22 protein-coding genes and 3 pseudogenes are annotated in these 24,789 nt (G+C 54.2%); 18 read left to right on the forward strand and 7 right to left on the reverse strand.

The features are described 5' to 3' along the window. Positions 1-40 precede the first annotated feature (40 nt). Both KTE_RS45955 and KTE_RS45960 read right to left on the reverse strand, forming a co-directional pair. Complete coding sequence (locus KTE_RS45955) at positions 41-1,264, reverse strand: macrolide family glycosyltransferase (RefSeq protein ID WP_201394129.1); 1,224 nt, start codon at positions 1,262-1,264, stop codon at positions 41-43. 44 nt (positions 1,265-1,308) lie between these two features. Continuing rightward, entirely contained in the window at positions 1,309-2,538 is a 1,230-nt protein-coding gene (locus KTE_RS45960) for an NAD(P)/FAD-dependent oxidoreductase (RefSeq protein WP_201394131.1), read from the reverse strand. Positions 2,539-2,945: 407 nt separating this feature from the next. On the opposite strand from KTE_RS45960, the gene KTE_RS45965 reads away from it, so the two are divergent. From KTE_RS45965 to KTE_RS45985, 5 genes are all read left to right on the forward strand, one after another. Then, positions 2,946-3,854, forward strand: a complete 909-nt coding sequence (locus tag KTE_RS45965; RefSeq protein ID WP_201394132.1) for an LLM class F420-dependent oxidoreductase — start codon at positions 2,946-2,948, stop codon at positions 3,852-3,854. Between the two features lie 148 nt (positions 3,855-4,002). Continuing rightward, entirely contained in the window at positions 4,003-5,040 is a 1,038-nt protein-coding gene (locus KTE_RS45970) for a LacI family DNA-binding transcriptional regulator (RefSeq protein WP_201394134.1), read from the forward strand. A gap of 125 nt (positions 5,041-5,165) precedes the next feature. After that, positions 5,166-6,482: an alpha-galactosidase gene (gene melA, locus KTE_RS45975; protein WP_236601030.1), complete on the forward strand. Its 1,317-nt coding sequence runs from the start codon at positions 5,166-5,168 to the stop codon at positions 6,480-6,482. A 340-nt stretch (positions 6,483-6,822) separates the two neighbouring features. Further along, positions 6,823-7,254 (forward strand): DUF1622 domain-containing protein, encoded by a 432-nt coding sequence (locus KTE_RS45980; RefSeq protein ID WP_201394136.1) that lies wholly within the window; start codon positions 6,823-6,825, stop codon positions 7,252-7,254. After that, positions 7,251-7,580 (forward strand): DUF1622 domain-containing protein, encoded by a 330-nt coding sequence (locus KTE_RS45985; RefSeq protein ID WP_201393296.1) that lies wholly within the window; start codon positions 7,251-7,253, stop codon positions 7,578-7,580. Before KTE_RS45980 ends, KTE_RS45985 begins: the two co-directional genes overlap by 4 nt. On the opposite strand, the gene KTE_RS45990 is transcribed toward KTE_RS45985, so the two are convergent. After that, positions 7,568-8,932: a cytochrome P450 gene (locus KTE_RS45990; RefSeq protein ID WP_201394137.1), complete on the reverse strand. Its 1,365-nt coding sequence runs from the start codon at positions 8,930-8,932 to the stop codon at positions 7,568-7,570. The genes KTE_RS45985 and KTE_RS45990 overlap by 13 nt on opposite strands. Positions 8,933-9,187: 255 nt before the next feature. On the opposite strand from KTE_RS45990, the gene KTE_RS45995 reads away from it, so the two are divergent. Next, entirely contained in the window at positions 9,188-9,808 is a 621-nt protein-coding gene (locus KTE_RS45995) for a TetR/AcrR family transcriptional regulator (RefSeq protein WP_201394138.1), read from the forward strand. Positions 9,809-9,858: 50 nt separating this feature from the next. On the opposite strand, the gene KTE_RS46000 is transcribed toward KTE_RS45995, so the two are convergent. After that, positions 9,859-10,839, reverse strand: a complete 981-nt coding sequence (locus tag KTE_RS46000) for a CHAP domain-containing protein (RefSeq protein ID WP_201394139.1) — start codon at positions 10,837-10,839, stop codon at positions 9,859-9,861. 511 nt (positions 10,840-11,350) lie between these two features. Here KTE_RS46000 and KTE_RS46005 point away from each other — a divergent pair. The 9 genes and pseudogenes from KTE_RS46005 to KTE_RS46045 form a co-directional block, all read left to right on the forward strand. Then, positions 11,351-12,103 (forward strand): annotated as a pseudogene (locus KTE_RS46005) (hypothetical protein); the annotation flags it as partial. Between the two features lie 257 nt (positions 12,104-12,360). Beyond that, positions 12,361-12,756 carry a cupin domain-containing protein gene (locus tag KTE_RS46010; protein WP_201394142.1) on the forward strand — a complete coding sequence of 132 codons (396 nt, stop codon included), beginning with the start codon at positions 12,361-12,363 and terminating at the stop codon, positions 12,754-12,756. Positions 12,757-12,933: 177 nt separating this feature from the next. Continuing rightward, entirely contained in the window at positions 12,934-13,128 is a 195-nt protein-coding gene (locus KTE_RS46015) for a hypothetical protein (RefSeq protein ID WP_201394144.1), read from the forward strand. 51 nt (positions 13,129-13,179) lie between these two features. Next, entirely contained in the window at positions 13,180-13,563 is a 384-nt protein-coding gene (locus KTE_RS46020; RefSeq protein WP_201394145.1) for a DUF2255 family protein, read from the forward strand. 25 nt (positions 13,564-13,588) lie between these two features. Further along, the gene (locus KTE_RS46025) at positions 13,589-14,572 is read left to right on the forward strand and encodes an aldo/keto reductase (RefSeq protein WP_201394147.1); all 984 of its coding nucleotides are present in this window, start codon (positions 13,589-13,591) and stop codon (positions 14,570-14,572) included. Positions 14,573-14,619: 47 nt separating this feature from the next. Then, positions 14,620-15,999, forward strand: a complete 1,380-nt coding sequence (locus KTE_RS46030) for an MFS transporter (protein WP_201394149.1) — start codon at positions 14,620-14,622, stop codon at positions 15,997-15,999. 713 nt (positions 16,000-16,712) lie between these two features. After that, positions 16,713-18,107: a multicopper oxidase family protein gene (locus KTE_RS46035; RefSeq protein WP_201394151.1), complete on the forward strand. Its 1,395-nt coding sequence runs from the start codon at positions 16,713-16,715 to the stop codon at positions 18,105-18,107. A 128-nt stretch (positions 18,108-18,235) separates the two neighbouring features. Further along, complete coding sequence (locus tag KTE_RS46040; protein ID WP_201394154.1) at positions 18,236-19,798, forward strand: sensor histidine kinase; 1,563 nt, start codon at positions 18,236-18,238, stop codon at positions 19,796-19,798. A 28-nt stretch (positions 19,799-19,826) separates the two neighbouring features. Beyond that, positions 19,827-20,480, forward strand: a complete 654-nt coding sequence (locus tag KTE_RS46045; RefSeq protein WP_201394156.1) for a response regulator transcription factor — start codon at positions 19,827-19,829, stop codon at positions 20,478-20,480. Between the two features lie 36 nt (positions 20,481-20,516). Here the strand turns inward: KTE_RS46045 and KTE_RS46050 are convergent, their stop codons facing one another. Beyond that, positions 20,517-20,792, reverse strand: coding sequence for a hypothetical protein (locus KTE_RS46050; RefSeq protein ID WP_201394158.1), 276 nt, complete (start codon positions 20,790-20,792; stop codon positions 20,517-20,519). Positions 20,793-21,120: 328 nt separating this feature from the next. On the opposite strand from KTE_RS46050, the gene KTE_RS49200 reads away from it, so the two are divergent. After that, the gene (locus KTE_RS49200) at positions 21,121-21,255 is read left to right on the forward strand and encodes a hypothetical protein (protein ID WP_255553080.1); all 135 of its coding nucleotides are present in this window, start codon (positions 21,121-21,123) and stop codon (positions 21,253-21,255) included. 20 nt (positions 21,256-21,275) lie between these two features. On the opposite strand, the gene KTE_RS46055 is transcribed toward KTE_RS49200, so the two are convergent. After that, positions 21,276-22,373, reverse strand: a complete 1,098-nt coding sequence (locus KTE_RS46055) for a group II intron maturase-specific domain-containing protein (RefSeq protein ID WP_201394167.1) — start codon at positions 22,371-22,373, stop codon at positions 21,276-21,278. A gap of 67 nt (positions 22,374-22,440) precedes the next feature. Here KTE_RS46055 and KTE_RS46060 point away from each other — a divergent pair, with 67 nt between their 5' ends. Together KTE_RS46060 and KTE_RS50375 are read left to right on the forward strand one after the other, a co-directional pair. Next, on the forward strand, positions 22,441-22,644 hold the full coding sequence (locus tag KTE_RS46060; RefSeq protein WP_201387584.1) for a hypothetical protein: 204 nt from the start codon (positions 22,441-22,443) through the stop codon (positions 22,642-22,644). Continuing rightward, positions 22,637-23,779 (forward strand): annotated as a pseudogene (locus tag KTE_RS50375) (recombinase family protein); the annotation flags it as partial. The gene KTE_RS46060 and the pseudogene KTE_RS50375, both read left to right, overlap by 8 nt. 495 nt (positions 23,780-24,274) lie before the next feature. Here KTE_RS50375 and KTE_RS48625 read toward each other — a convergent pair. Continuing rightward, positions 24,275-24,601: pseudogene (locus KTE_RS48625) on the reverse strand (reverse transcriptase domain-containing protein); the annotation flags it as partial. Between the last annotated feature and the right edge of the window lie 188 nt (positions 24,602-24,789).

Below are 24,789 nucleotides of genomic sequence, written 5' to 3' on the forward strand. Positions count from 1 at the left end.
CATTTCGGAGTATGTCGAAAGTCATGGTCTCAAAAGTTTGTTAGAGAATGTTTCTTGCACGTTTAAAGGCCAGAATCTCAGTTATGGCTCTTTGCACGCCTCCTGCCTGGCGAAGCGATTCTCCTATAGATGTGGCTGCTCTCGTGAAGCCGGGATTAGTTAGAATTTCTTCGACGTTGTGGTGTAAGCTTTCGGGTGTGACCTGGGCATTGGTAAGTATCGTGCCGGCTCCTAGTTCAGCGACACGTGCCGCGTTCCATGGCTGGTCCATACTTTGGGGTATAACCACCATCGGCACATGATAATACAATGCCTCGCTAATACTGTTCATGCCACCGTGAGTAATAAATAGCGCACTCCGTAGGAGTACATCGAGTTGTGGCACAAATTTCTCCACAATGATATTAGAAGGCAGTGGTTCTAATGAGGCAGGATCAAGGTTATGACCAGTGGCCATGACTATTTGCCAGGGGCTCTCAGCTAAAGCCTCGAGGCACGTGTGAAAGAAGGCGGCACGGTCACTGTACATAGTGCCTAGCGAAATATAGATGAGTGGCTGCCTGCTTAGCCTGGTGAAAGGGAATAGGGGAGCCTGAGAGCGTGATGTAATGAGGGGCCCAACGAATTTAAAGTGGCCTTCGTCGAAGGAGTCTGCGTCGAGTTGAAATGCTCTGGAGGTATAGACAAGGGTCAGATCTCCATAATTGTGGAATATGGCAAAAATGTCTTGAGGAGGCTTGAGGTGATAGCGTTCGCATAGGATAGTGAGTAGAATCAGGCATCGCTGAAGATATTCATATTCTCTGGACGGCGCCTGCGTGACGTTCTCATGAATGGAAGCGAGTATTTCGTTCAGGATACGTTGATTGGCCGCCATGGTTGAAAGCGAGGAGATGGCTGGTAGATGTAAAAGTTGTGCCAGGAAGTTGCCCCAGAGGCAGCATGCGTCATAAATGAGGTAATCTGGGCAAGATGCTTGTATCTCCGCTTGCAAGTGCGCCAGCACCCAGAGACTTGTCTCCAAAAGCGTTTCAACTGCTAGCAAGGGATGATGTTCAAACTTGTACTGATTGTGTACCAGGTCGAGTGGAAAAGTTTTGCCATAAGAACGGTATGTCGCTCCAGTCTGCTCAATTGCTGCTTGAAATTCATCACTTGTATAGTAGATGACCTGTTCGCCATGACGGACCAGTTCAGTAACGAGTGGAAGAGTAGGATTGATATGTCCCTGCGCAGGCAAACTTAAAAATACTACGGTTGCCATTTTTCATTTCCTCCCGTGAGGACACTGGTATGCTTGCTTTGACGCTAGCTGACTACTTCAGGCCTGCTCAAATTCGTTTGTGTCCCGGTAAGAATAGCCTGGATGTGTTCGGGCGCGAAGAAGGTTGCAGCAGGAATAGTGCCTTCTAGTACCGCGAAGAAGAGTTGAGTTGCTTCAGGATTTCCCTGTAGTGCCTCCTGTACCTGTTGTATCTCGGGTGTGAGATTCAAGGTTGCAAGTTGAACGGTTAGCTCATAGAGGGGAAGGGCCTCCCTGTTGCGTTGCTGCTCATACTCAGCTAAAGCCTCTTCTAGAGGTTGTTGACCTGTATAACTGCTCTCAATGGCCTGGGCCAGCCGTTCCGCGTCCGCGAAGGCATCGGCTATGCCATGCCCAAGAAGTGGATCTTTATGATAGGCAGCATCTCCCAATAAAGCCCAGCCCGGGCCATAGGGCTTTCTAAAGAAGTTGGCCGTGTTGCCAGTACCCATAAAGCGTTGTTCTTGTTTCCCTTGATGGACGCAGGCCGCAAAAGCTGGAGCAAGCGCAAGTGCTTCAAGAAAGTGGCTCTCAATCGAGGCACGCACTTTGGGGAAATGGCGACGTGGCCAGGTGACACTTATGAGCGCAAGCCCATCATGTGTGGGAAAGGACAAAAATACGCACTGCGGGCGCGAGTGGAGAGAGGTGGCATCGGCCTTTACCCCACTCCAGTAAGCATAATAGATACATGTTAATGCTGGATATCTATGATAGATTGGTGCCTCAACCACGCGCGCAATCAGGGAGTGTAGCCCGTCGGCACCGATGACAAGCCTGGCCTTCTCGGTCACAGGTGTGCCTGTTGTTGTGCGACCCTTTATGCCGGTGATATGGGTTCCATTTCTCGTCACGTCCTGAACTCTAAATGCCTCTCGTAGCTCAGCACCTGCCTCAAACGCCTTTTGGGCTAACAATGTGTCAAGAATGTATCTACGAGGAGCAAGGCCAAAGTTAATGCCCTCTAGAGGCAGAACCGTCGAAGAGAGGGTGAAGCGCCCCGTGTCGAGAGAGATCCCATGTACTTGAGGACAACCAGTAGCAAGTAGTGTATCCAAAACTCCCCAATGTTGAAGATAGACGAGTCCACGTGGATGAATAAAGTGGCTGGAAAGGGTGTCGCTAGGAAAACTGGCTTTATCGAGCAGCAAGACGCGATACCCTTTGCGTGCTAGCAGAAGGGCCAGAGATGATCCCGCGCAGCGAGCGCCAACAATGATTGCATCGTACACCATTTCCCACTCCTGCAACCTTTCTTCCAGGCATGAGCTTATAACAAAGCGCTAAGTGTCCTCCTATGTATACATTACGTTAGGCGTTTCATTATAGTAGACGAGAGAGCTTGCCTGTAGAAATAGACAGGTATGTAGACAGCCTATTTTTCCCAGTTTAATGCTGTTGATTTTGCCAGTGTGTTTTGCCTGCGCACCGATTATAGTTATATTATGGTAATTCATATGGCTATGTGCTGAGAGTGTGTAGCCTGCCTGGGTATCTTGTCTGGCTGAGGAGGTATACGCTGCCTGCTACGAACACAGCAGGCAGCGTATACCTCTTCAATCGCGCAGAGCGCCGCAGGTGCTTTAGATTTCTCACTATGAAGAATCTAGAGTGTTACACATAAAACTAAGGAGAAGATAACATGCGCCTGGGTTTACAGGTTCCTAATTTTACATGGCCCAATGGGCAGAATGAGCTTGGTACGACCTTTGGTCAGATCGCGGAGCGCGCTGACGCGGCGGGTCTTTATAGTTTCTGGGTTATGGACCACTTTTTCCAGATTGGTTTCGTTGGCCCGGCAGAGAACGAAATGCTGGAAGGCTGGAGCGCCCTGGCCTTCGCGGCTGGACGCACCAAGCGGATCAAGCTTGGAACGATGGTGACTGGTGTCACCTACAGGTATCCCGGCATTCTGGTGAAGACTGCGACGACCCTGGATGTCCTCTCTCAGGGACGAGCCTATTTAGGTATTGGCGCGGCCTGGAATGAAGAGGAGCACCTGGGATTGGGCGTTCCCTTCCCACCGTTAAAGGAGCGTTTTGAGCGCCTGGAAGAGACGCTACAGATCGCGCACCAGATGTGGGCGGGTGATCAAAGGCCATTTGAAGGCAAATATAATCAACTTACGCGTCCGCTGAACTCACCGCAGTCAGTGCAGAAGCCACATCCACCCATTTTGATTGGCGGAACCGGCGAGAAGAAGACCCTGCGCATGATCGCCCAATACGGCGATGCCTGCAATTTCTTCGCGCGTATGGGGGATGAGGCGCTCAAGCATAAGCTGAATGTGCTGCGCGAGCATTGTGCCAACCTCAATCGCCCCTATGAGCAGATTGAGAAGACAACGCTCGACCAGATGGTGCTCACTAAAGATGGACGCGATGGCACATTGAGTCCACAGGCCGCCATCGACCAATTTGGCAAACTGGCCGAGTTGGGCATTGACCACGCCATTTTCAGCCTGGGTAATGTTCATGAGCCCGAAGCCTTCGAGATCCTGGCGAACGATATCGTTCCCGTTGTCGACAAGATTCAGGTCGCAGGCCGCTAGATAAAAAGAGGGTAGGCATGGGAAAATGGACTTGAGCCCATTTTCCCATGCCTACCCTCTTTTTATCCCTTGACAAGCAAGCTTCTCAAAGCGCATAATTGCTATATATCTATGCACACGTGTGCGCAATTAGCAGAAGGAGTTGAGCATGGTGACCAGTGAGGAGGTCGCGCGCCTGGCTGGTGTATCGCGAACAACGGTCTCACGCGTGCTCAGTGGGTCGGGTCGTATCAGTGAAGAGGTGCGCCAGCGCGTGTTAGAGGCTGCGGCCTCGTTGGGCTACGAACCAAACGTGGTGGCGCAGAGTATGGTGCGCCAGCGCTCACGTACGATTGCGTTAGGTCTGTTTCACGTAGAAGAAGGGCTTTCGTTCTCGCGCCTGGGCGAAACCAAGCACTACTTCTACCTCGATGTACTGAAACATATCGAAGAGGAAGCGGCGAACGCAGGTTATGACCTGCTTCAGCCCTCGCGTCCGCTGGGGCGTACTCCGGAGAGCTATGTGCGTGCGCTGCAAACACGGCAGGTTGCGGGCGCAGTTATGCTAGCGCTTAGCTCCACGGACCCGCGTATCCCGGCCCTGGTTCAAGCTCGCATCCCAACGGTGTTTATCGATGCTGTGGGCCAGGGACCAGGCGCGACCTATGTAAAGGGTGATCATGTCAGTGGAGCGCGCCAGGTGACAGAACACTTGCTTGCGTTGGGCCATAAACGTATGGCCTTCTTTGTTGGTCCGTCAAGCAATATGTTTGGTATGGAGCGCCTCTTTGGCGCGCAACAGGCTCTTGCCTCAGCGGGCCACAGCCTCGATCCTGGCCTGGTACGCCAGTCGGGCTGGAACATGCAGCAAGCCTACGAAGCGGCAGCACAGCTGCTCTCTGAGCGGCGTGACTTTACCGCGATAATCGCGGGGAGTGATCTAATGGCCATCGGGATCTTGCGAGCGCTGCGTGAGCGGGGCTTGCATGTGCCAGAAGACGTCTCCCTGAGCGGTTTTGATGACCTGGAGCTTGCGTCCTACACTGATCCTGGCTTGACGACGGTGCGCCAGGACCGCGTCGCGATGGGGCGCGGTGCGATTCAATTGCTGTTGCGCCTGATCCAGGGCGAGCAGCATCTTGCTCCGCTCATCCTGCCAACCCAGCTCATTGCGCGCCAATCGATGGGTCCGGCCCCGTCGGTCTAGGCTCTCTTTTTTTTAGTGATTTGCGCACACGTGTGCGCTTTAACGGAGTGGGGAGGCCGCTCTTGTACCAGGTGGGGACAATGAATGTTCACTACGCTTTCCCAAGGAAGGAGATGGCAATAATTATGCCTATACGTTCACCAAAGATTACTTTTATTGGCGCGGGCAGTGCCGTTTTTGCGCGCCAGTTGATAACAGATGTTCTTCATATTGAGGGACTGGATGAGGGTGTGATTGCGCTGGTTGATATCGATGCTACGCGCTTGCAACTGGCTCACAATATCGCAGAGAAACTGGTGGCACATAGTGGCAAGCACTGGCGTGTGCAGAGCTCTACCGAGCGGCGCGAAATGCTGCCCGGCAGCCATTTTATCGTCAATACAATTGAAGTGGCAGGCCTGGCGAATGTACGCCATGACTTCGATATTCCCATGAAGTATGGGATCAACCAGTGCATCGGCGATACCATCGGACCTGGCGGCATCTTCAAAGCGTTGCGCACCGGTCCCGCCTGGTTGGATATTCTGCATGACGCGGAAGAGCTGTGTCCTGAGGCCTGGATATTGAACTATACCAATCCAATGTCGATCCTGACCTATGCGGCTCTCAAAGGCACCTCGATGCGTACAGTGGGCCTCTGCCATAGTGTGCAGGGAAGCTCCAAACAGCTCGCGAACTATCTGGACGTGCCATATGAGGACTTGGAGTGGAAGTGTGCGGGCATCAACCATAATGCCTGGTTTACCGAGCTGCGTTACCAGGGGAAGGATGCTTATCCACTGCTGCTGGAGCGCATTCAGCAGAGCGAGATTTATGAGAAGGACCCCGTGCGCTTCGAGATGACACGCTACTTTGGCGCCTTTGTCACGGAGAGCAGCGGTCATTTCTCTGAGTATGTGCCCTACTTCCGCAAGCGACCAGAGCTGATTGAGCGCTATGCCCGCGCGGGCTATCTAGGCGAGACCGGCTTCTATGCCAACAACTGGCCAGAGTGGCGGCGTAAGAACGATGAAAGCATTCAGAAGATGCTTGATGGTAGCGTCGAGCTACCTTTCCGTCGCAGCCATGAATATGGCTCATACATCATTGAGGGCGTGACATTGAACCGCCCCCAGGTGATCTATGGAAACGTGCGCAATACGGGCCTCATCGATAACCTGCCGGATGGCAGTGTTGAGGTCGCGTGTCTCGTCGACCGCAATGGCGTCCAGCCCACCCACTTTGGTGCACTGCCAGAGCAGCTTGCGGCTCTGAACCGTAGCCACATGGCTATTCACTCCTTAATGTGTGAGGCCCTGCTCAGCAAGAACAAGGAGGCGGCCCGCTATGCGCTGATGCTCGATCCACTGAGCGCGGCTGTCTGCTCGCCTGCTGAGTTGAGCGAGCTCTTTGATGAGATGTGGGAGGCAGAGAGAGAGTACCTTCAGCCCTTCGAGAAGTAGATGAGATGTAAAAAAAAGGCGTGTGGCCGGTTCGCATCGCGAACCGGCCACACGCCTTCTTATATTGGCAATGAGCCTTTCTTCTTTCTGGAATTGACCTTCCAGCCTCCATACCTTGACGCTGATGAGCTGAATTGCCCTGGGGCTGCTCCCCTTTATCCTGGCCTATCATATCTGGAACTACTGGGTCTTCCGTTATCGTGTAAGTCATAGCGACCTGGTGATCGCACATTAAATATCTAAGAGTCAGCTCTGGTTTCCTGGCTTTGGCTAAACGGAGTCCAGGCGCGTAGCAGGCAGGTCTGGGCTATCTTGCTTATTGAGAATGTAGTGTTTGTGTATGGAAGAACTGTTTAAAATCTGGACGGGGTACCTTGCTTCAGGCGTTGAGGCCATCGCTGGTCTTCTTGTTGCCTTTGCCGCTCTACAAGCCACCTTTCATGCCCTGCGCCTGGTTTTACACAAACCAGGCCAGCAGATAGGAGCTCAGGAGCCATACACAGAGTATATTCGCCTGGGATTGGGCCGCTGGCTGGCGCTGGCGCTGGAGTTTGAATTGGGTGCTGATATTCTGCGTACAGCCATTGCCCCTTCCTGGACCGAAATTGGTCAGCTCGCCGCCATCGCGACGATACGTACGCTCCTGAACTACTTCTTGCAGCAGGAAATAGATCGAGCGGCGCAACGTTATCCGCAAGCACCGGGGCACCGCCCGCCAACTCATATACAGCCGCCAGTGCCGCTCCAAACGGAGGTGAGAAAGCCCCAATGAACCTGACCCATCTTGTAACGTTTAGCCTCTGGGCAGCTATGATTGAATTTATTGGTGCTTTGCTCATCATCGCGTATCTGCTCAAGAGTCTTGTGGTTCTCTTCAAGACCGGGCAGGTGACCGTAGCGCGGCTGATAGTGGCCGATGGCATCATTACTGGCTTAAGTTTTAAGCTGGCTGGAACGCTGCTCAAAACTATTGAGCTACGGTCATGGAGACAGATAGCCATGTTCGCAGCAATTTTTGCGCTACGGACAGTGCTCAAACGCTGGTTCGCGTGGGAGCGCAGCCATCTGCAACAGTACCTGCAACCTCATAATCTGTAATTTACCATCTGCTCCTGGATACTGGTCGGATTGAGCGTCACGCGCATACCATGCTTTGGGCGGAGGGTGACGCGCGGCAGCAGTTCGATGGGGTGGTCTGGCACAGGTTCGGGCGTGTAGCGTTGCAGGATCGCGGCCAGCAAGAGTTTGGTCTCCATCTGCGCGAAGGGCATACCGATACAGATGCGTGGTCCCAGGCCGAAGGGGAAGTAGGCGCCACGTGGCACCTTCTCGCCCTGGATAGGGTCCCAGCGCTCGGGCCGAAACTCCTGGGGATCGTGCCAGATCTCCGCGTCGTTATGGGTGACCCACTGGCTCAGGAGGACGATAGTCCCTGCAGGCAGGTGGTAGTCTCCGAGCGTGAAGTCGCGGATGGCGCGTCGTCCCATGCGCCAGACGGGCGGTAGCACGCGCCAGGACTCGTTCATGACCCATTCCAGGTAGGGGAGGCGTGCCAGGTCGGCAACTGTTGGGGCGTGTCCAGCGAGCACCGTGTGGAGTTCAAGCAGGAGCTTCTGGCGAATCTCCGGGTGTTGAGCCAGGAGATAGAATGTCCAGCAGAGGCTATTCTGGGTCGTCTCATGGCCTGCGGCCACCAGTGTCATTACCTGGTCATGGACCTGGGAATCGCTCATGCCCTGGCCCTCCTCCTGGGCAGTGAGCAGCATATCGAGGATGTCTCCCCTATCGCCACCCGTTGCGCGCCGCTGCTGAATAAGCCCGTACACAAAGTCGTCCAATGTCTTCTTGCCGCGATTGAAGTCGCGTGTCTGGGCTGAGAAGCGTGAGAGCACGCGTGGCCTGCCCAGACCCTGAGGCGGACGCCCAATAACCGCCGTAAAGGCCTCGCTGAGCTGATTGGCCTGGGAGAGCTCTTCAACGCTGAAAAGGGTGTGCACGATGATACGCAGGGTCAGGTGCTGCATGGCGGAGGCCAGCTCAAGCTCCTGTCCCGGTTGCCAGGTCTCAAGCATCTGCTCGGTATAGCGCACCATCACATCGGCATATTGATCGATGCGCTGGCGATGAAAGGCTGGCTGGACCAGGCGACGCTGCTGGCGATGGATCTCGCCCTCAGTCGTCAGCAAGCCCTCGCCCAGGACCTCGCGCATATTGCTGCGTTGCTGGCTTTGGAGCGAAGTAAAGTCGCGTGGATGTTCTGTCAGGCAGTAGAGCACATGCTCTGGCGCATAGGCGCAGACGACAGGTGTGCCAGCCAGGGAGAGGCGCACAAGGTGCCCATACTGCGCACGTGTAGAGCGCATAAAAGCGAGTGGATTGCGTTGAAGCTGAGGGGCATTGCCCACGAGAGGAAGCCCCCTGGGGCCTGGAAGCGCATTGAACTGCTGCATAAGAATAGTCCTCTTCTCCTTGCCTATAACGTAGACAAGCTACCCATACCTGGTCTACAATAGGAGCGCTAAAATATGAGTAGAAGCTCACTTCTTCTCTCTTAAGAATATGAGCATTTACTCACGTTGTCAAGAGGTATTTAGGAGTTGTATGGGGGCCGACGCCGCTAAAGCACGCGTCTACATATAATGGACGGTATATAGGCGCGTGCTTTAGCAGCGTCGGCATACTGTTAATAGAAGGTAGGGTCTCACGTGGCTAAGGAACTCTCTCTGCGTCGTATGCCCCAGCAGGCGCGGGGGCAGCGCCGAATCGATAAGTTGCTGGACGCGGCGGAACAGGTATTTTCAGAGAAAGGGTATGGGGATGCGACGACGAACCTGATAGCCGCGCGGGCGCAGACCTCAATTGGCTCGCTCTACCAGTTTTTTCCCAATAAAGAGGCCATCTTGCGCGCGATTGTGGCGCGTTATGTCGAGGAGTTGCGGGCCTTCTTCGCACAAAGGCTCTCGGTGGATGCAGATAAGCTACCACTCGCAAGTTTTCTCGATCACCTGATTCAGGGTCTGGCGAAGTTGCGGGAGGCGCACGCTGGTTTTCGCCCGCTCTTCTTTGGATCGCAGTCTTTCTCTGACGTTGAGCAGGCGACTCAGGAGCTGCGCCAGGAGGTCATTGAGCGTATTGTGGCCCTGCTCGCGGTGCGCGCACCTCAATTGGATGAGGAGCAGCGCCTGCGTTGCGCCCATGTCTGCGTCGCTATTTTCCAGGCCTTGATGGCCCTGGCTATGGCAGTTGAAGGGGAGGAGCGTGTGCGCCTGCTTGAGGAGTTGAAGGCGGTGCTCCTGGCCTATTTGATGCCCCTGGTCCATGCATAAAAAAAAGAGGTGAGAGCCGAGCTCCTACACCTCTTTTTAGGAGATAATGGTTAGTTAGTAATAAAGGCGATGCCGGGATAGCCGGGATAGGAGAAGTCCCAGTAGGAGAGCACGCCAAAGCCACCTCCACCCATATACCAGTTATAGTTGCTGGTATGGACCGTTCCATTGGAGTTAATCGATTCAACGATGGCTACGTGTCCGTAGCCGCCCGCGCCCTGTACACCTGGTTGGAGCACAACGATTGCGCCCACTGTTGGTTGCGCAGAGACTTTCCAGCCGTAGCTCTGGGCCTGTCCCAGCCATTCCCAGGCATTGCCAAGCCAGGGTACCCATATGCCATGCAGCTGGTGGAAGCGATAGGCCGCCCAGTAGGTACACTGTCCCTGGAAGAAACGATTGCCCGAGCCACCGAGGGCGGGCCCAGGGTTGACACCGACATAGGACTGATTGCCGGCATCAAAGCCATCCTGCGTCACCGCGGTCGCGGTCGCGGCCTGCTGTGCTAAGAGCGTGGAATTATCGTTTTTCGTATCGTAGAGGCCGCTACTCGAGAGAATGGTGGTGAGGCCAGTCTTTCCATTGGCGAACCCCAGGGGAATGGTGGCGAGCAACGTTCCAGCCAGAATGACGAGCAGGAGCGAGGCCACCGCGATCTGAATGACCATTCTGCGTCCCTGGGGTGGACGGGTAATCCCACTCTTAATCCCAGCTGGCTTGATGACCACAGGCTCGCGCTGGACCGTCATTTTGTTGCCACTGGCATTAGCCTCTCTGTATGCTGGCACCAGTTGACGGGTGGCTTTGGGCTGCTCAGGCGAAGGAAATAACGAGTTTACCCCTGGGTCAGTGACGGGATTGAAGCGTTGAGGATTGGTCCCGGTACCTGTTGCATTTGGGAACATTCCATGCTCAGAAATAGGATTATGAGAGAAGCTGGCGGATTCTGAAGGGAATTGGCCCATACTCTCTGGGAGAGGTGTGTGGCCCTGGCCTCCCGGCTTGTTTGGGTTGAGATCCATCATCGGCATGCCATAAGTCCTTTAATTTCATGAAATTTTTTGCAAATAATTTGGAGTTGGTCAATGTAGATATATGAGATCAGCGCACTGTATCCTTATACCCCAATGTACTTGAGAATCCTTATATTGGTCAAGTTCTATATAATAGAATAGGAAGATCAGGCTGTTAGAGGGAAGAATATGTACTGCACAAGGGGCATCTTCAGCAATAGGATGATGGTGTTGGTGGAGTGCGCTGCTATTAAAATATCCATCGCGTTGACCTCACTCCCTTAGCGTTGGGAAAGCTATTCCTCAATATGAGACTCGAGGACTATACTCAGGAAAAAATCGCCGAGGCGATTAGAGCGATATACATAAGCTTTGACCCGAAGAGTAGGCTAAAGAGGGGAGTGATCACGTTCGTAGTCAGAAACCTGCGAGCGAGGGAGTCGCTGCGCGGGAGGCTCTCGCGGGTGTCGCGGCGAGGCGGCGTATTTTAGCGCTCATCGATGTCGATAATTTCTAAGCGTCGTGTCAGGAATTGTTTGATGGGACGATCCGTGGGTGCCCCGTGGTGGTCCTCTCAAACAATGATTCATGCGTGCTTGCTCGGAACCGTGCGGCGAAGGCCTTGAATATTGGTATGGGCGTGCCGCTTTTTCAGATCCAGGACGTGATCGAGCGGCATAACGTGGCTCTATTTTCGGCGTGCTATGCCCTCTATCAGGACCTTTCGGACCGGATTATGGCTGTTTTAGCGCGGTTTGGAGTGGCGCAAGAGGTGTATTCGATAGATGAATGTTGGCTCGATGTGAGCCATGTCCCAGACGGGGAGTTGGAAGAGGCTGTATCGACGTACGCGGTGGCGGTGATGGAGAAGGTGAGGCGACAAGGGTCGCGTGTGGGGCGGGTTAGTGTGTTTATCCAGACCAATCCCTGGAAAACGCGTGCACAGCCCTATGCAAAGGAGGCGTCGGCTAAGCTCCCGTATGCGAGCGCATACACTCCGGATGTGCTAGACCTGGCGCAGGCGCTTCTGGGAACAATCTACGTTCCTGGGTATCGATATAAGCGGGCCGGGGTGTATGTAGTGGAGTTCAGTTCTCAAAAAATCTTTCAACATGATCTCTTTGGGGTGGTGGCATCTGAGGGCTATGCGCGGCAGGAGTGTGTGATGGCACTGGTTCATAGCTGCGTTTCTTTTAAGTGTTATCCCTGGACCAGATATGCTGTATATCATTGCACGCGGAACAGGACAGGGACGTTCTGCGTTTCTGCCTTACCTATCTAAAAATTTGTAGAATCAGGCAATCATTTTCGAGAATTATTCTACCACTCCGGGTTCCAGGCTGTCTATAATAACCATCAGAGAAAGGACGAGCCTCTCTCTCCGGGGCTCATAAGCTGGACTTTTCTTCAAGAAGAGATAAGGTGCCCTGACGTAGTGTTTGATCCAGCTCTTATCGACTCTCATGTCACAGAAAACTGCAAGGGGTGGGAGCGTGAGGCTTATGAATAAAAAAGATTCAAGATGGAGGAATTGAGAAAATGGATATCAAACGAAGTGGCTCACAACCTTCCGGCCGAGGGCCGGCCGAGTATTTTACTGGCACAGTCCGCATTGACCCCCTCTTCACAGCCCCTGATCCGGCCCGCGTGGCTGGTGCCAGTGTCACCTTCGAACCTGGCGCTCGGACAGCATGGCATACTCACCCGCTGGGCCAGACCTTAGTCGTGACTGCTGGCAATGGCCGCGCACAACGCAGGGGTGGTCCGATCGAAGAAATTCGGCCGGGCGACGTGATCTGGTTTGAGCCGGGGGAGAAACACTGGCACGGGGCCGCGCCAACTACTGCAATGACGCATATCGCCATTCAGGAACGGCTTGACGGCAAGACTGTCGATTGGATGGAACACGTCAGCGACAAGCAGTACCAGGGCTAAGCATGTAAGAAGATCGCGGTTGTCCTGGATGCGAAGTTGGCTAACTGTTGAGAGTAAAACAGGATGGCCAGATGTCAGAAGAAGCTTATATGAAAGTTCGCAGCAATGTTATTAAGCATTGGCGAGAATAAGATAGAGGAAGTATGAAAGCAGCAATTTTTAAAGAAGCAGGCAAATATGAAGAGAATAGGAGAAGAAATACCGCATATGCTAGATATTCCAGTAGTAACATTGAATAATGGCGTAAGCATGCCACAATTTGGTTTAGGGGTATACCTGCTGCTAAATGATCAAACAGAAAAGAGCGTATGGGTGGCGCTCGATAAGGGCGTACGCCTGGGTCCGGATCCCGATACATTCGCTAGCGAGTAAGGGTGGAAGAGAGGAAGAAACCATGAATTTTCATGCGAAGGAGGTTCTACAATGACTGATTGGGCACGGAACGACCTTGAACGAATTGGAGCGGCAGAGGAACTGCAGCTCGCGACTTTCAAGAAGGATGGCACGCCACGCCCGCCTGTCACCATCTGGGTCGTTCGCGTGGGTGATGAGCTGTACGTGAGAGGATACCGTGGCCCTGAAACGGCCTGGTTCCGGCAGGCACAGCTACGACACGAAGGACACATGGAGGCTGGCGGGGTGACGAAGGATGTGACGTTTGTAGATGTAAGCTCCGATGAGGCGCTCAATCACGAGATAGACGCTGCCTATCGATCAAAGTATCAGCGATACAGTAGAACCTATGTTGACCCGATGATTGCCTCTCAAGCGCGTGCGACCACGCTGAAGCTGGTGCCATCGGCGTAAAGAAGAGGGAAGAGAGGAAGATTGCTTGGAATATACGAAGTTAGGAAACACTGGAATGGATGTGTCTCGCATCTGCCTCGGTTGCATGGGGTTTGGGGATGCGGAACGGTGGGTGCACAAATGGGTGCTTGATGAAGAAAACAGTCGGCCCATCATCAAGAAAGCCCTTGAGTTGGGGATCAATTTCTTCGATACTGCCAACGTCTATTCCATTGGGAAAAGTGAGGAGATCCTCGGGCGGGCATTGAAGGATTTCGCGAATCGGGATGAGGTCGTCATCGCGACCAAAGTACACGGCAAGATGCATGACGGACCCAATGGCGCCGGGCTATCGCGCAAAGCGATTCTGAGCGAGATCGACCACAGTTTGCAACGGTTGGGAACGGATTATGTGGATCTCTACCAGATTCATCGCTGGGATTACCAGACTCCCATCGAGGAGACGATGGAGGCGCTGCACGACGTGGTGAGGGCCGGAAAGGCTCGCTACATCGGCGCCTCCGCCATGTTCGCGTGGCAGTTCCAGAAGGCGCTGCACGTTGCCGAGAAGCATGGATGGACCCGCTTCGTCACAATGCAGGACCACCTGAACCTCATCTATCGCGAAGAGGAACGTGAGATGCTGCCGCTTTGCCGCGAGGAAAAGATTGGCGTGATCCCCTATAGCCCACTCGCATCCGGAAGATTAACACGTGACCGTTCTTCGGAAAACACGCTTCGCGTCGAAACCGATCAGATCGCAAAGAGCAAGTACGATGCGACCGCCGAGACCGATCAACGGGTCGTGAAACGGGTTGCGGAAATCGCGGGAAAGCATGGCGTGCCGCGCGTTCAAATCGCGCTGGCCTGGCTGTTACAGAAGCAACCGGTGACTGCTCCTATCGTCGGGGCAACGAAAATTACGCATCTGGAAGATGCCGTCGGAGCGCTGGACGTCCATCTGACCCGGGAAGAGGTCGCATACCTGGAAGAGCCGTATGTGCCGCATCCCATTGTCGGTCATCAATAAACGGGAAGGGAGGAAGCATTGACCCGCTTTCAGTGAAAGAGAAGGACATGATCACGACCTCATCTCAACAGACAACTCAACAAACAAGAATACAAACCATGATGCCACTGCTGGCTCTCTGTCTTGGCTACTTCATGACGATTCTCGATGTGACCATTGTCAATGTAGCATTGGTTGATATCAAAGAGCACCTGAGCGCGAATGTGACCGGGCTGCAATGGATTGTGGATGGCTATGCCCTCGTCTTCGCCAGTTTGCTGCTGACTGGCGGAGCGCTTGGCGACCGAAGAGGAAGCAGAACGATTTTTTTGGTCGGTTTTGCCCTCTTCACACTGGCATCAACGCTGTGTAGCCTGGCACCAACCCTGCTCGTCTTGCAGATTGCCCGCGCCATCCAGGGGCTTGGGGCAGCCCTGCTTGTCCCCAATTCGCTCGCCCTCTTAAATACCATCTATACTGAGGCACACAAACGGGTGCAAGCCATTGGCATCTGGGCCGCTGTGGCCAGCATCGGAGCGCTTTCAGGTCCTCTGCTTGGAGGTTTTTTGGTCAATGCGTTTGGGTGGCGCAGCATCTTTCTGATCAATCTGCCTATCGGCATCCTCGGCTTTTTGCTCACCCTCCGTTCTATTGCTCCTTCGTCGCCGCAAGCAGGACGCAACCTGGACCTTCCGGGGCAAGTGGCAAGTATTCTCGCATTGGGACTATTGACATTTGCATTGATTGAAGGAAACAGCCTGGGAAACGGGTCTCCGCTGATTCTTGCAGCATATACTGGAAGTGCCCTCTTTTTCCTCATATTCCTTTGGAGAGAAAAGACCACCAGCCATCCGATGCTTCCCTTGAACCTGTTTCAAGAAAGGACGTTCTCTGCGACCAATGTGGTCGCCCTGTGCCAGACCTTTACTTTTACAAGCTTCATTTTTGTCATCAGTCTGTTCTTGCAAGAGGTGCAACACTATACGCCATCGCTCACAGGATTGGCACTGCTTCCTTCCTTTGGCAGTGCCCTGCTCGCAACCTCTCTCTCCGGCATGCTTATGGCTCGCATCGGGACCAAACGTGTGATGGTCATTGGGCTGCTCCTCAGCACTTTGGCCTGTTTTGGGTTTATGCTGGTTGAGATACACACTAACTACCTGTTGCTGGCGTGTATCACTGCCGTCTTGGGATTCGGACTTGTCCTGGTCTTACCGGCCATGACCGAGGCGGTGATGTCGCATGCTCCAAAAGCTCAATCAGGCATCGCATCGGGCATGCTCAATGTGAGCCGGCAGGTGGATGGGGTTATCGGAGTCGCGATCCTTGGAACGCTTGTGGGGAATCAGCAGACGTTCCTCTCAGGCATGCATCTCGCCTTTGTAGTCGCCGGAGGGGTTCTCCTCCTCGGATTGGTCTGTGCATGGGTCTTCGTCAGAAGACGATAGGAGACACCCCAATTGTGAACCTGTTGGGAAATCCAGGAGGACCATGTGACTAATGAAAGAAGCATTGGGGAGGCACGTGCAGAAAGAGGATATGCATTCTTTCGTCATGCAAGCATTAGCGCATCAGCAACAGGAGGCCCTAATGCGCGAAGCAGAGCAAGAGCGTCTCACAAAATAAATGTATAGTCACTCAAGAGGGTTGACTACGCAGTCTATTGCCCAGTAGCAAAAGCCGCTGGCCGAATCTGACTTGAGGTTCGCTCATGGTTGGAACAGAAAGTCGGAATAGGAAAATAGCCTGAATGGACCAGAGCAATAAGGTGACTCTCTTGCTCTCTACATGCGTGGCGGACGAGGGGAAGGAACGCAGAGAAGCATCGTGCATATCCGCCCTCTTTCTCCGTCCCGCATCATGAGGTCTAGAAATGCAACCCTGGTCTCAAAGAGCTACATCTCTGGATGGATCTCAACCTGTTTCTGCCCAGGTATGCTTGCATGGACAGTGCTTCTTCTCTCTGGAAGAGACAAAAAGGAATACATATTCGATGCAAGAGGAAAATATGACAAAATCAAATGAAAAGAGAAGGATAAAAGTCCCCAGGATCAAAAGGTGGGTCAGAGTATCTCTGCTGACGCTACTTGGTCTTCTGCTTGTTGCGGGAAGCTTCATTGGATGGGGACTCTGGAGTTCTCGGCTCCCTGGGAGCATGAATATGGGCAGTGCATGCACGATGACGATGCCGATGGATCACGCCGACACTTCTATGTCCTGTGGACAGAGTACGCCCGTGACCAGCTTACAGGCTCCACAAACCGCGCCATCTGTCAAACAGTTCACGTTAACGACCAGGGTGGTCAAACTGAATATTGGCGCGGGGAAAACAGTAGATGCCTGGACCTATAATGGGACGGCACCGGGACCAACCTTGCGGGTGCGGCAAGGAGATCTGGTGGTAGTCAAACTCGTGAATACCTTGCCGGAAGGAGTGACTATCCACTGGCATGGCGTGAGGGTGCCCAACGTCGCCGACGGAGTTGCAGGCATTACCCAGAACGCCGTCAAGCCGGGCCAATCTTATACCTATCGTTTTCTTGCCACCGATCCTGGTACCTACTGGTACCATTCCCATGAGCAAAGTGATGAGCAGGTTGCACGCGGCCTCTTTGGAATGTTGATCGTCGATCCAGCCCAACCGACAGAACGTGATGATGTTGATGCCCAGATCATCTTGCATGATTGGGAAAGCCTGGGTGGCGGGATCACGATCAATACCACTCAACAGGTCTCTCGTGTCTCTGCTCAAGCTGGGGAGTGGGTGCGCCTGCGCCTGCTCAATACGAGGAATCATCCCCTAGGGATCACACTCGTGGGGGTCCCCTTTACCGTGAGCGCTCTGGACGGACATGATCTCAACAAGCCGCAACCGTTGCAGAAGATCCTCCTGCCGATTGGTGGAGGGCAGCGCTTTGATGTGCACTTTCAGATGCCAAAAGACGGGATGGTTCGTCTGGTGGTCACGGATGAACAGGGAGAAGTGTTGCAAGCTCCAGCGGCGTTGATTGGGCCAGACGGTGCGAGTTCACCTGCGTCGCCTGCATCACTGCCGTTGAACTGGTTCGACTTCTCGCGCTATGGGGAACCACGCGTTGATGAGATCACGCCGCAATCTCACTTTGATCAGCAGACACAGATGGTGCTGGGACGGCAGCTAGGCTTTTTTAACGGGCAATTTTTGATGACCTACACCATCAACGGTCAGACCATGCCACATATCTCGCCGATTACCGTCAGCTCTGGTCAGCTCATCAAAATCCGCATCGTGGATGAGAGCGGCGATCCCCATCCGATCCATATTCATGGGCATACCTTCACCGTTTTGTCGCGCAATGGGCATCCCCTGACGGGCAGTCCAGTCCACCTCGATACCATCCTGGTTCAACCTCACGAGTCCTATGAGGTGGCCTTCCGTGCGGATAATCCTGGCCTGTGGATGGATCATTGCCATAATCTCAATCACGCCGCACACGGGATGAGTATGATGATTGCCTATCCTAACATTTCTACTCCGTTCTCTATGGGGAGCGATTCGGGGAATATGCCTGAGTAGCGATGGAAAGTACCTGCTTACAGGCTCCCTTTCAAAGGGAAGCTTCTCAGATCTCTCAATCCTCATCCACAGATTGTATACTATGCTGAAGAAAAGACCGTGAGCCAATCAAAGATAGAGGAGGACGCATGAAGAACAAAGACCCGCGAGTCGAGCAACACGACGAGAAAGGCAAACGGACACCGGGGAAATGGTCAGGATTATCTCTGCGCATGACCCTGTCATATATCATGATATCCGTCTCGGCAGTACTCCTGCTGGAACTGCTGGCTGGACTCGTCGTTTTCTGGCTACGGGTCTATGGTCCCTTCGATGATCAGGAAAATCTTTCAAAGGCCAGACGAATGGCTCAGTTCTATGCAATGGCAGCATCTATTCAAGGGGGAGGCGTGCAACTCAATCCTCACAGCACGTTTCTGCCTGGTCAACCTGCTTCTCTGATTGGGGACCAGGAGCAAGCATCGGATCTCTGGAAGGATCGTGTTCCTTCTATTGAGGCGGCCTCCTCTGATCCTCAGCAAGTCAAGTTTGCGCTGCTGATTGGGCCAACAGGTCGTGTACTTGCCAGTTCGTATCCGGCGCATATCCCAGTTGCAACCCCGCTTACCCATTTGCCATCGCCGCAGTCCAGGCTCAGTGCTGACGCACTGGCGGGCAGATCAGGGACGATGGTCGAGGTAACTTCACAAGGGCGCGTGCGGTCTGCCGCTGCGACCGTCTGGAGCAGGGACAGGCGGCCAATCGGGGCCATCTATGTCCAGTTTCCCCCAGACATCGCGGTTGAGCATTTTCTCCTTCGTTTTCTTGGCGGGTGGTTCACCAGTGGTCTCGGGTTGCTCGTGATCACGGTCCCGATTGGTCTCTTCTTTGGCATGATGACGACCCGTCAACTGATACAGCGTCTGCGTCATCTAGTGGTGGCAACCACACGCTTCGCCGATGGAGAGTATAGCCAGCGAGTCGCTCTCACGAGTAATGATGAGGTTGGGCAGTTGGAGTTGCAGTTTAATTGGATGGCCGAGCGCTTGGTCGAAAGCATCGCACAAGGGCAGGCTCTGACCCAACATACTGCACGCCTGGAGGAGCGCGCGCGGATCGCACGAGACTTGCACGATAGCGTGAAGCAACACCTGTTTGCGGTGTCCATGCAAATTGGAGCAGCGCTCTCGTTGCCTGAGCACAGGCATGAGCAGGTTCACCAGTACCTCAAAGAGATAGATATGCTGGCATACCAGGCCCAGCAGGACCTCACGACGCTGATCCAGGAACTGCGTCCCTCTCTGCTCAGGAACAAGGGGCTTGGCGTTGCTCTTCGGGACTATCTGGAAATGTGGAGTCGTCAGAACGCTATTCGGACTGAGGTACAGATAGCAGAGACCGGTGTGCGTTCTCAGGCTCTTGAGGAGACGTTGTGGCGTGTGGCGCAAGAAGCCCTTGCCAACGTTGCCCGCCACAGCCAGGCCAGCACTGTTCAGATACGCCTGGAGGACGAACAGAAACAGGTGATGCTTTCACTGGTGGATAACGGATGCGGCTTTGACCCGACAAAGAGAGAACGTTGGGGGATCGGCCTTGACTCCATGAAAGAGCGGATGGAGGCTCTGGGCGGGACGCTTACCATCCACAGCGAGGTGGGAAAGGGCACACGCATCACGGTGCGATGCAGAAACAGTCAAGCCCTGGTACATTGAGGAGCAATACGAGAAAAGGAAGAAGTCTATGGGAGAGCCGATCACTATTCTCATCGTGGATGATCACAGCGTGGTTCGTCAGGGCGTCCGAGCGTTTGTCGAATTACAGGAGGATCTACTGATTATCGGGGAAGCCGATTCGGGGGAAGAGGCGCTTCGCTGTGTGCAACAATCCCTTCCCGATGTGGTGCTGATGGACCTGGTGATGCCTGGTATGGATGGGATTGAAGCCACCCGAGCGGTGAAGCAGATCAGTCCGGGAACCCAGGTGATTGTACTTACGTCGTTTTACGAAGATGAGAATATTTTCCCCGCACTACGTGCCGGGGCTATCTCATATACTTTGAAGGATATTCGCTCAGGCGACCTAGCAGAGATCATCAGGAAAGCCGCCAGGGGGGAATCGGTGCTCCATGCTCGCGTAGCAACACGTGTCATTCAAGAAGTGCGTGAAGCAAAACGGCAGACGCCTCTTGATTTGATGGATTTGACCGAGCGCGAACTGGAAGTTCTGCGCCTGATTGCCAGCGGGCATTCCAATACGGTCATTGCAGAAACCTTAGTGCTGAGTGAAAAAACCGTCAAGAGGCATGTCAGTAACATTTTGAGCAAGTTGCAGATGCAGGATCGAACCCAGGCAGCAGTTTTTGCTTGGCAACAAGGACTGATGAGGGGAAACTGAGTGGCAGTCGGTTCTGACCAAAACCCAGGGTTTGGCTCAAGGAAAAGCTCGTAATGGTTGAGGTGTAATCCAGTCGTCATTGAGCAGATCGGCCCGCAAGGCAACGACCGCAGTGGCATTGGCACGTCTCCAGCGCATGCCTCGCTTCTTCATACGACGATTGATCAGTGCCACGGTTCGCTCGATCATCCCGCTCCCGATTGGATAGCCTTGCGCACGCCATTGTTCATACGATCCTATCCAGTCACGTTGGTTTTCCAGGTACGTGATGACCTGCTTGAGAGCTTTGAGCGCTTCAGCAGGCAGCCCCATTCCCCAGGCTCCTAGCCCTTTGCCTGCTCCACCTGCCCATGCCACAGCAACGTCTCGTAGACATGCAGGTGATACCCTCGATCGGCCAGCGAGAGCTCTTTGGCTCGTGCCATCCACATCGAATACTACCCACTGGTTTTCTCGCCGGTCCCACAATCCTCCTGTTCTCTCCTCTTTCTCAAGCGGTTGGGCGACCAGGTCGCGCGAGAAACACCGTGTGCAATGCCTCAACTACCGCTTGGTTCAGCGCCGCTAGAAAGCGACGAAGCGTCGAGCGATGGGGGAGACGCTCTCTTCGGACGAGAGTCATGAACGGAGTAGCAAAAGGTTGTCAGCGCTCATAGAACGTCTCCAACGTGCGCTCGCCGCTGATGACCTACCCGAAGAGGACCGCGAGAAAATCGACCAGTTGGGTAGCTGGGTGGGCATTACTGCCCACCAGCCCCCTAAGAACCAGACGTGACCCTTTCGGTGTCATCCGGCTCAAGCCTCCTCAAGGCACGTTTCCATACCCGGCTTCGTTACGTCTAACTGCTGGTGATGCACCTGTCTATGACAGTTGGGATGGAGGAGAAGCAAGTTGGAGAGCTGATCTGTACCGCCATAAACCCGGTAGAGAATGTGATGGACATGCCAGCCACTCTCTTTCGTGATTTTCTGGTCGCAGATCGGACATTTTCCTTCTTGCTCGTTCCAGAGAGTGATGAGCTTTCTTCGCTTGAGCCAGCTTTGGAGCCACTTGAGTCCCATTCGTTCATCGAAGTATGCTTCATAGGCTGGATCGTACGGGTTTGCTTCCCCTTGAATCAGGCGGTGTCGCCGGATGCGTGTGTCTGCTGCGTTGATGAGGTGAACGGTCAGGGTCTCCCCTTTTCTTCCCTCAATCTCGCCTGAGAACACCCATTGCCGTTGACCAACGGTATGAAAGTATTTCTCTTTCACCCATCGCCGTCCTTTCTTTGGGTGCCTTCTCTTTGCCCATTGCCACAGGAGTTCGAAGATCGCATGATCCACGTACGCAAAGGTTCTCTTGCTCGCCATGTGCCGGTGATACAAGGCCCATCCCCGAATGATTGGGTTTAATTGGACAATGAGTTTTCCGGCAGGGGTTTGCTTGTTCGCCTTCACGAGCGTTCGAACTTTCTCTAGGAGACCCAGCACGCTTTCCTTTGATGGCTTGATGAGCAGCTTCCCGTCGTACTTGCGTACATTTTGTCCGAGAAAATCGAACCCGTTCTCAATATGCGTGATCACGGTCTTTTCCTGTGAAAGAGTGAGGCCACGTTCACGCAAGAACCGTTCCACCGCCGGTTTGACTTCCTGCTCAAGCACCTCTTTCGAGCTGCCTGAGATCAGAAAATCATCTGCGTACCGTACCAGATGAACGAGCGCCTTACTGCCTTTCCTGGTCGTTGGTCGGATAACCTCTCTCAACACCCGTTCCAGGCCGTCTAGCGTCATATTCGCGAGTACAGGTGAACACACGCCACCCCCAATGTTGCAAAACTGGTTCTGGGGTTCGTGTATCAAGTAGCGATCCCGCGTAACCACCTTCAGGCGAGCTATGGAGATGGTTTTCACGGAGCCCCACTGCATGGGAGTGGGCGTTGGGCTGAAGGTGTACAGACGCGAGATCAAGGAGGGTGCCATGACCAAGCGATCTCACAAAACTGCCATCGTATTGGAGGTGCAGGTCATGTTTGAGCCAAACCGCCTTGAGCACACTGTTCTGCACCACGCCTATCGCTGTCTTGTGCCTCTCGTTCGACGGCACCTTCCTGCTCAGCGAGCCATCACTGAACAGGTTTTCCAGAGCCGACGAGTGTCGGAGAAAGGAAGCTGTCATGGATGAAGTGCAAGTGGGCATCTACGCCCGTGTCTCTTCAGAACAACAGAGTGATGCCAAGACGATTGAGAGCCAGGTGCGCGAACTGCGCGCTCGCGTGGCCGAGTTAGGTCTGCCACTTCCTCCTGAGCATGAGTTCATCGACGATGGCTACAGCGGAGCGACGCTCATTCGCCCCGCGTTAGAGCGACTGCGTGATGTGGCGGCTGCGGGAGGTCTCGACCGTATCTTTGTTCATTGTCCTGATCGGCTCGCCCGCAACTACGCTCATCAAGTCCTTCTGCTTGAAGAATTGTTGCGCGCCGGCGTCGAGGTGGTCTTTCTCAATCGAGAAGTGGGGCAAACGCCTGAAGATCAGCTCTTACTGCAAGTCCAGGGCATGATTTCCGAATATGAACGCGCGAAAATCATGGAACGCAGCCGTCGGGGGAAACGGCATGCAGCGCACGTGGGAACCGTGAGTGTCTTGAGTGGGGCTCCTTACGGCTATCGCTATGTCAGCAAACACGATGGGGCGGGAGAGGCACGCTTTGACATCCTCCTGGAGGAGGCCCGCGTGGTTCGTCAGGTCTTCACCTGGGTGGGACGCGATCGCTGCTCCATCGGGGAGGTCTGCCGGCGGCTCACAGCGGCCAAAGAGCGCACCCGAACGGGCAAAACGGTCTGGGATCGGGCCACGGTCCGCGATATGCTGCACAACCCGGCGTACAAAGGGGTAGCCGCCTTCGGCAAAACGCGCTTGGAACCACTGCGGCCACGACTCCGTGCGCAACGAGGACGTCCTCTGCAGCCGCGGCGAGCCGTTTCCACCCAGGATGTCCCTCGCGAAGACTGGATGAGCATTCCTGTTCCAGCCCTCGTTGATGAAGCACTCTTCGAGGCTGTGCAAGAACAACTGGGCGAAAATCAACAGCGGGCACGTCTCGGGAAACGAGGCGCACGCTATCTGCTGCAGGGCTTGCTGGTCTGCGGTCAGTGTGGGTATGCTTTCTATGGCAAAGCGATCAGTCCCAGTGCCAGAAAAGGTCATCCACGGGCCTATGCCTACTACCGCTGCATTGGAGCCGATGCCTATCGCTTCGGCGGCGTCCGGCTCTGCTGGAACAAGCAAGTCCGGACGGATCTGCTCGAAGAGGCCGTCTGGAATGAGGTGTGTGCCTTGCTAGAGGATCCAACGCGCTTAGAGCAGGAGTATCGGCAGCGGCTGCAGACTTCGGAGCAGGAGCCATCCCCAGAACTGAGAGGGTTCCTGGCAAGTCAGGGAAGGCTGCGGCAGGGGATTGCTCGCTTGATTGACAGTTATGCGGAGGGCACCATCGAGAAGGCAGAGTTTGAACCGCGGATCAAACGGATGCGAGAACGGCTCGCGCAGGTGCAAGAGCATATTCGACAGATCCAAGATGAGGCCAGCCTGGAGCAGGAGCTTCGGCTCATCCTTGGACGGCTGGAAACCTTTGCTGCGAAGGTGAGAGAGGGACTGCATGACGCTGATTGGCTAACACGTCGGGAGCTTATTCGAACGCTTGTCAAACGGGTGGAGATTGATGAGGAGCAGGTCCACGTGATCTTTCGCGTTGGACCTCAGACTCCTCCTTCTCCCTCGGACCACCACTCGCCATGTTTGCACTATTGCGGGAGGAGTGCAGATACCTCCCTGCGGTGTTCCCGATTCTGTTGGATAGAGAACGTGTTTTTCCATGAATCCTGCTTTGAGCCATTTCTTGAGTATGGTCTTTTCCATAGGAATATGGCGAAGGAGCCATTCATGCGAAATGGCGTCGAAACAGCCTTTTATGTCACCTTCTAGCACCCATTGCGGCGAGTGTTTCCTGCTCTTTTGCAGGAAACACCTTTTCATCGCATCTGCCGTTGATCGTTCTCGACGGAAACCGTAGGAGTGAGGATCAGCTGTGGCTTCTGCAACCGGGTCCAGAGCCAGCAGGTAAAGTGCCTGCATCGCCCTGCACAGCATACGCTGTCCATACCACTCAATTCTAGCTCCTAACCGCGTTGATGCTCGCAGTCCCATCGTCCTCTCGCGATGCGCGATGGCAGCCTTTCGGCTGTGGCTACATTGTCCCAGGAGCTTCACACCGCCGCGTTACCGCGACCGCATGTCCTGGTAGGATACTGCTGGTGAAACAGCAGGTC

Origin of the sequence: Ktedonobacter sp. SOSP1-85 (assembly GCF_016587415.1) — a bacterium.
Lineage (GTDB): Bacteria > Chloroflexota > Ktedonobacteria > Ktedonobacterales > Ktedonobacteraceae > Ktedonobacter.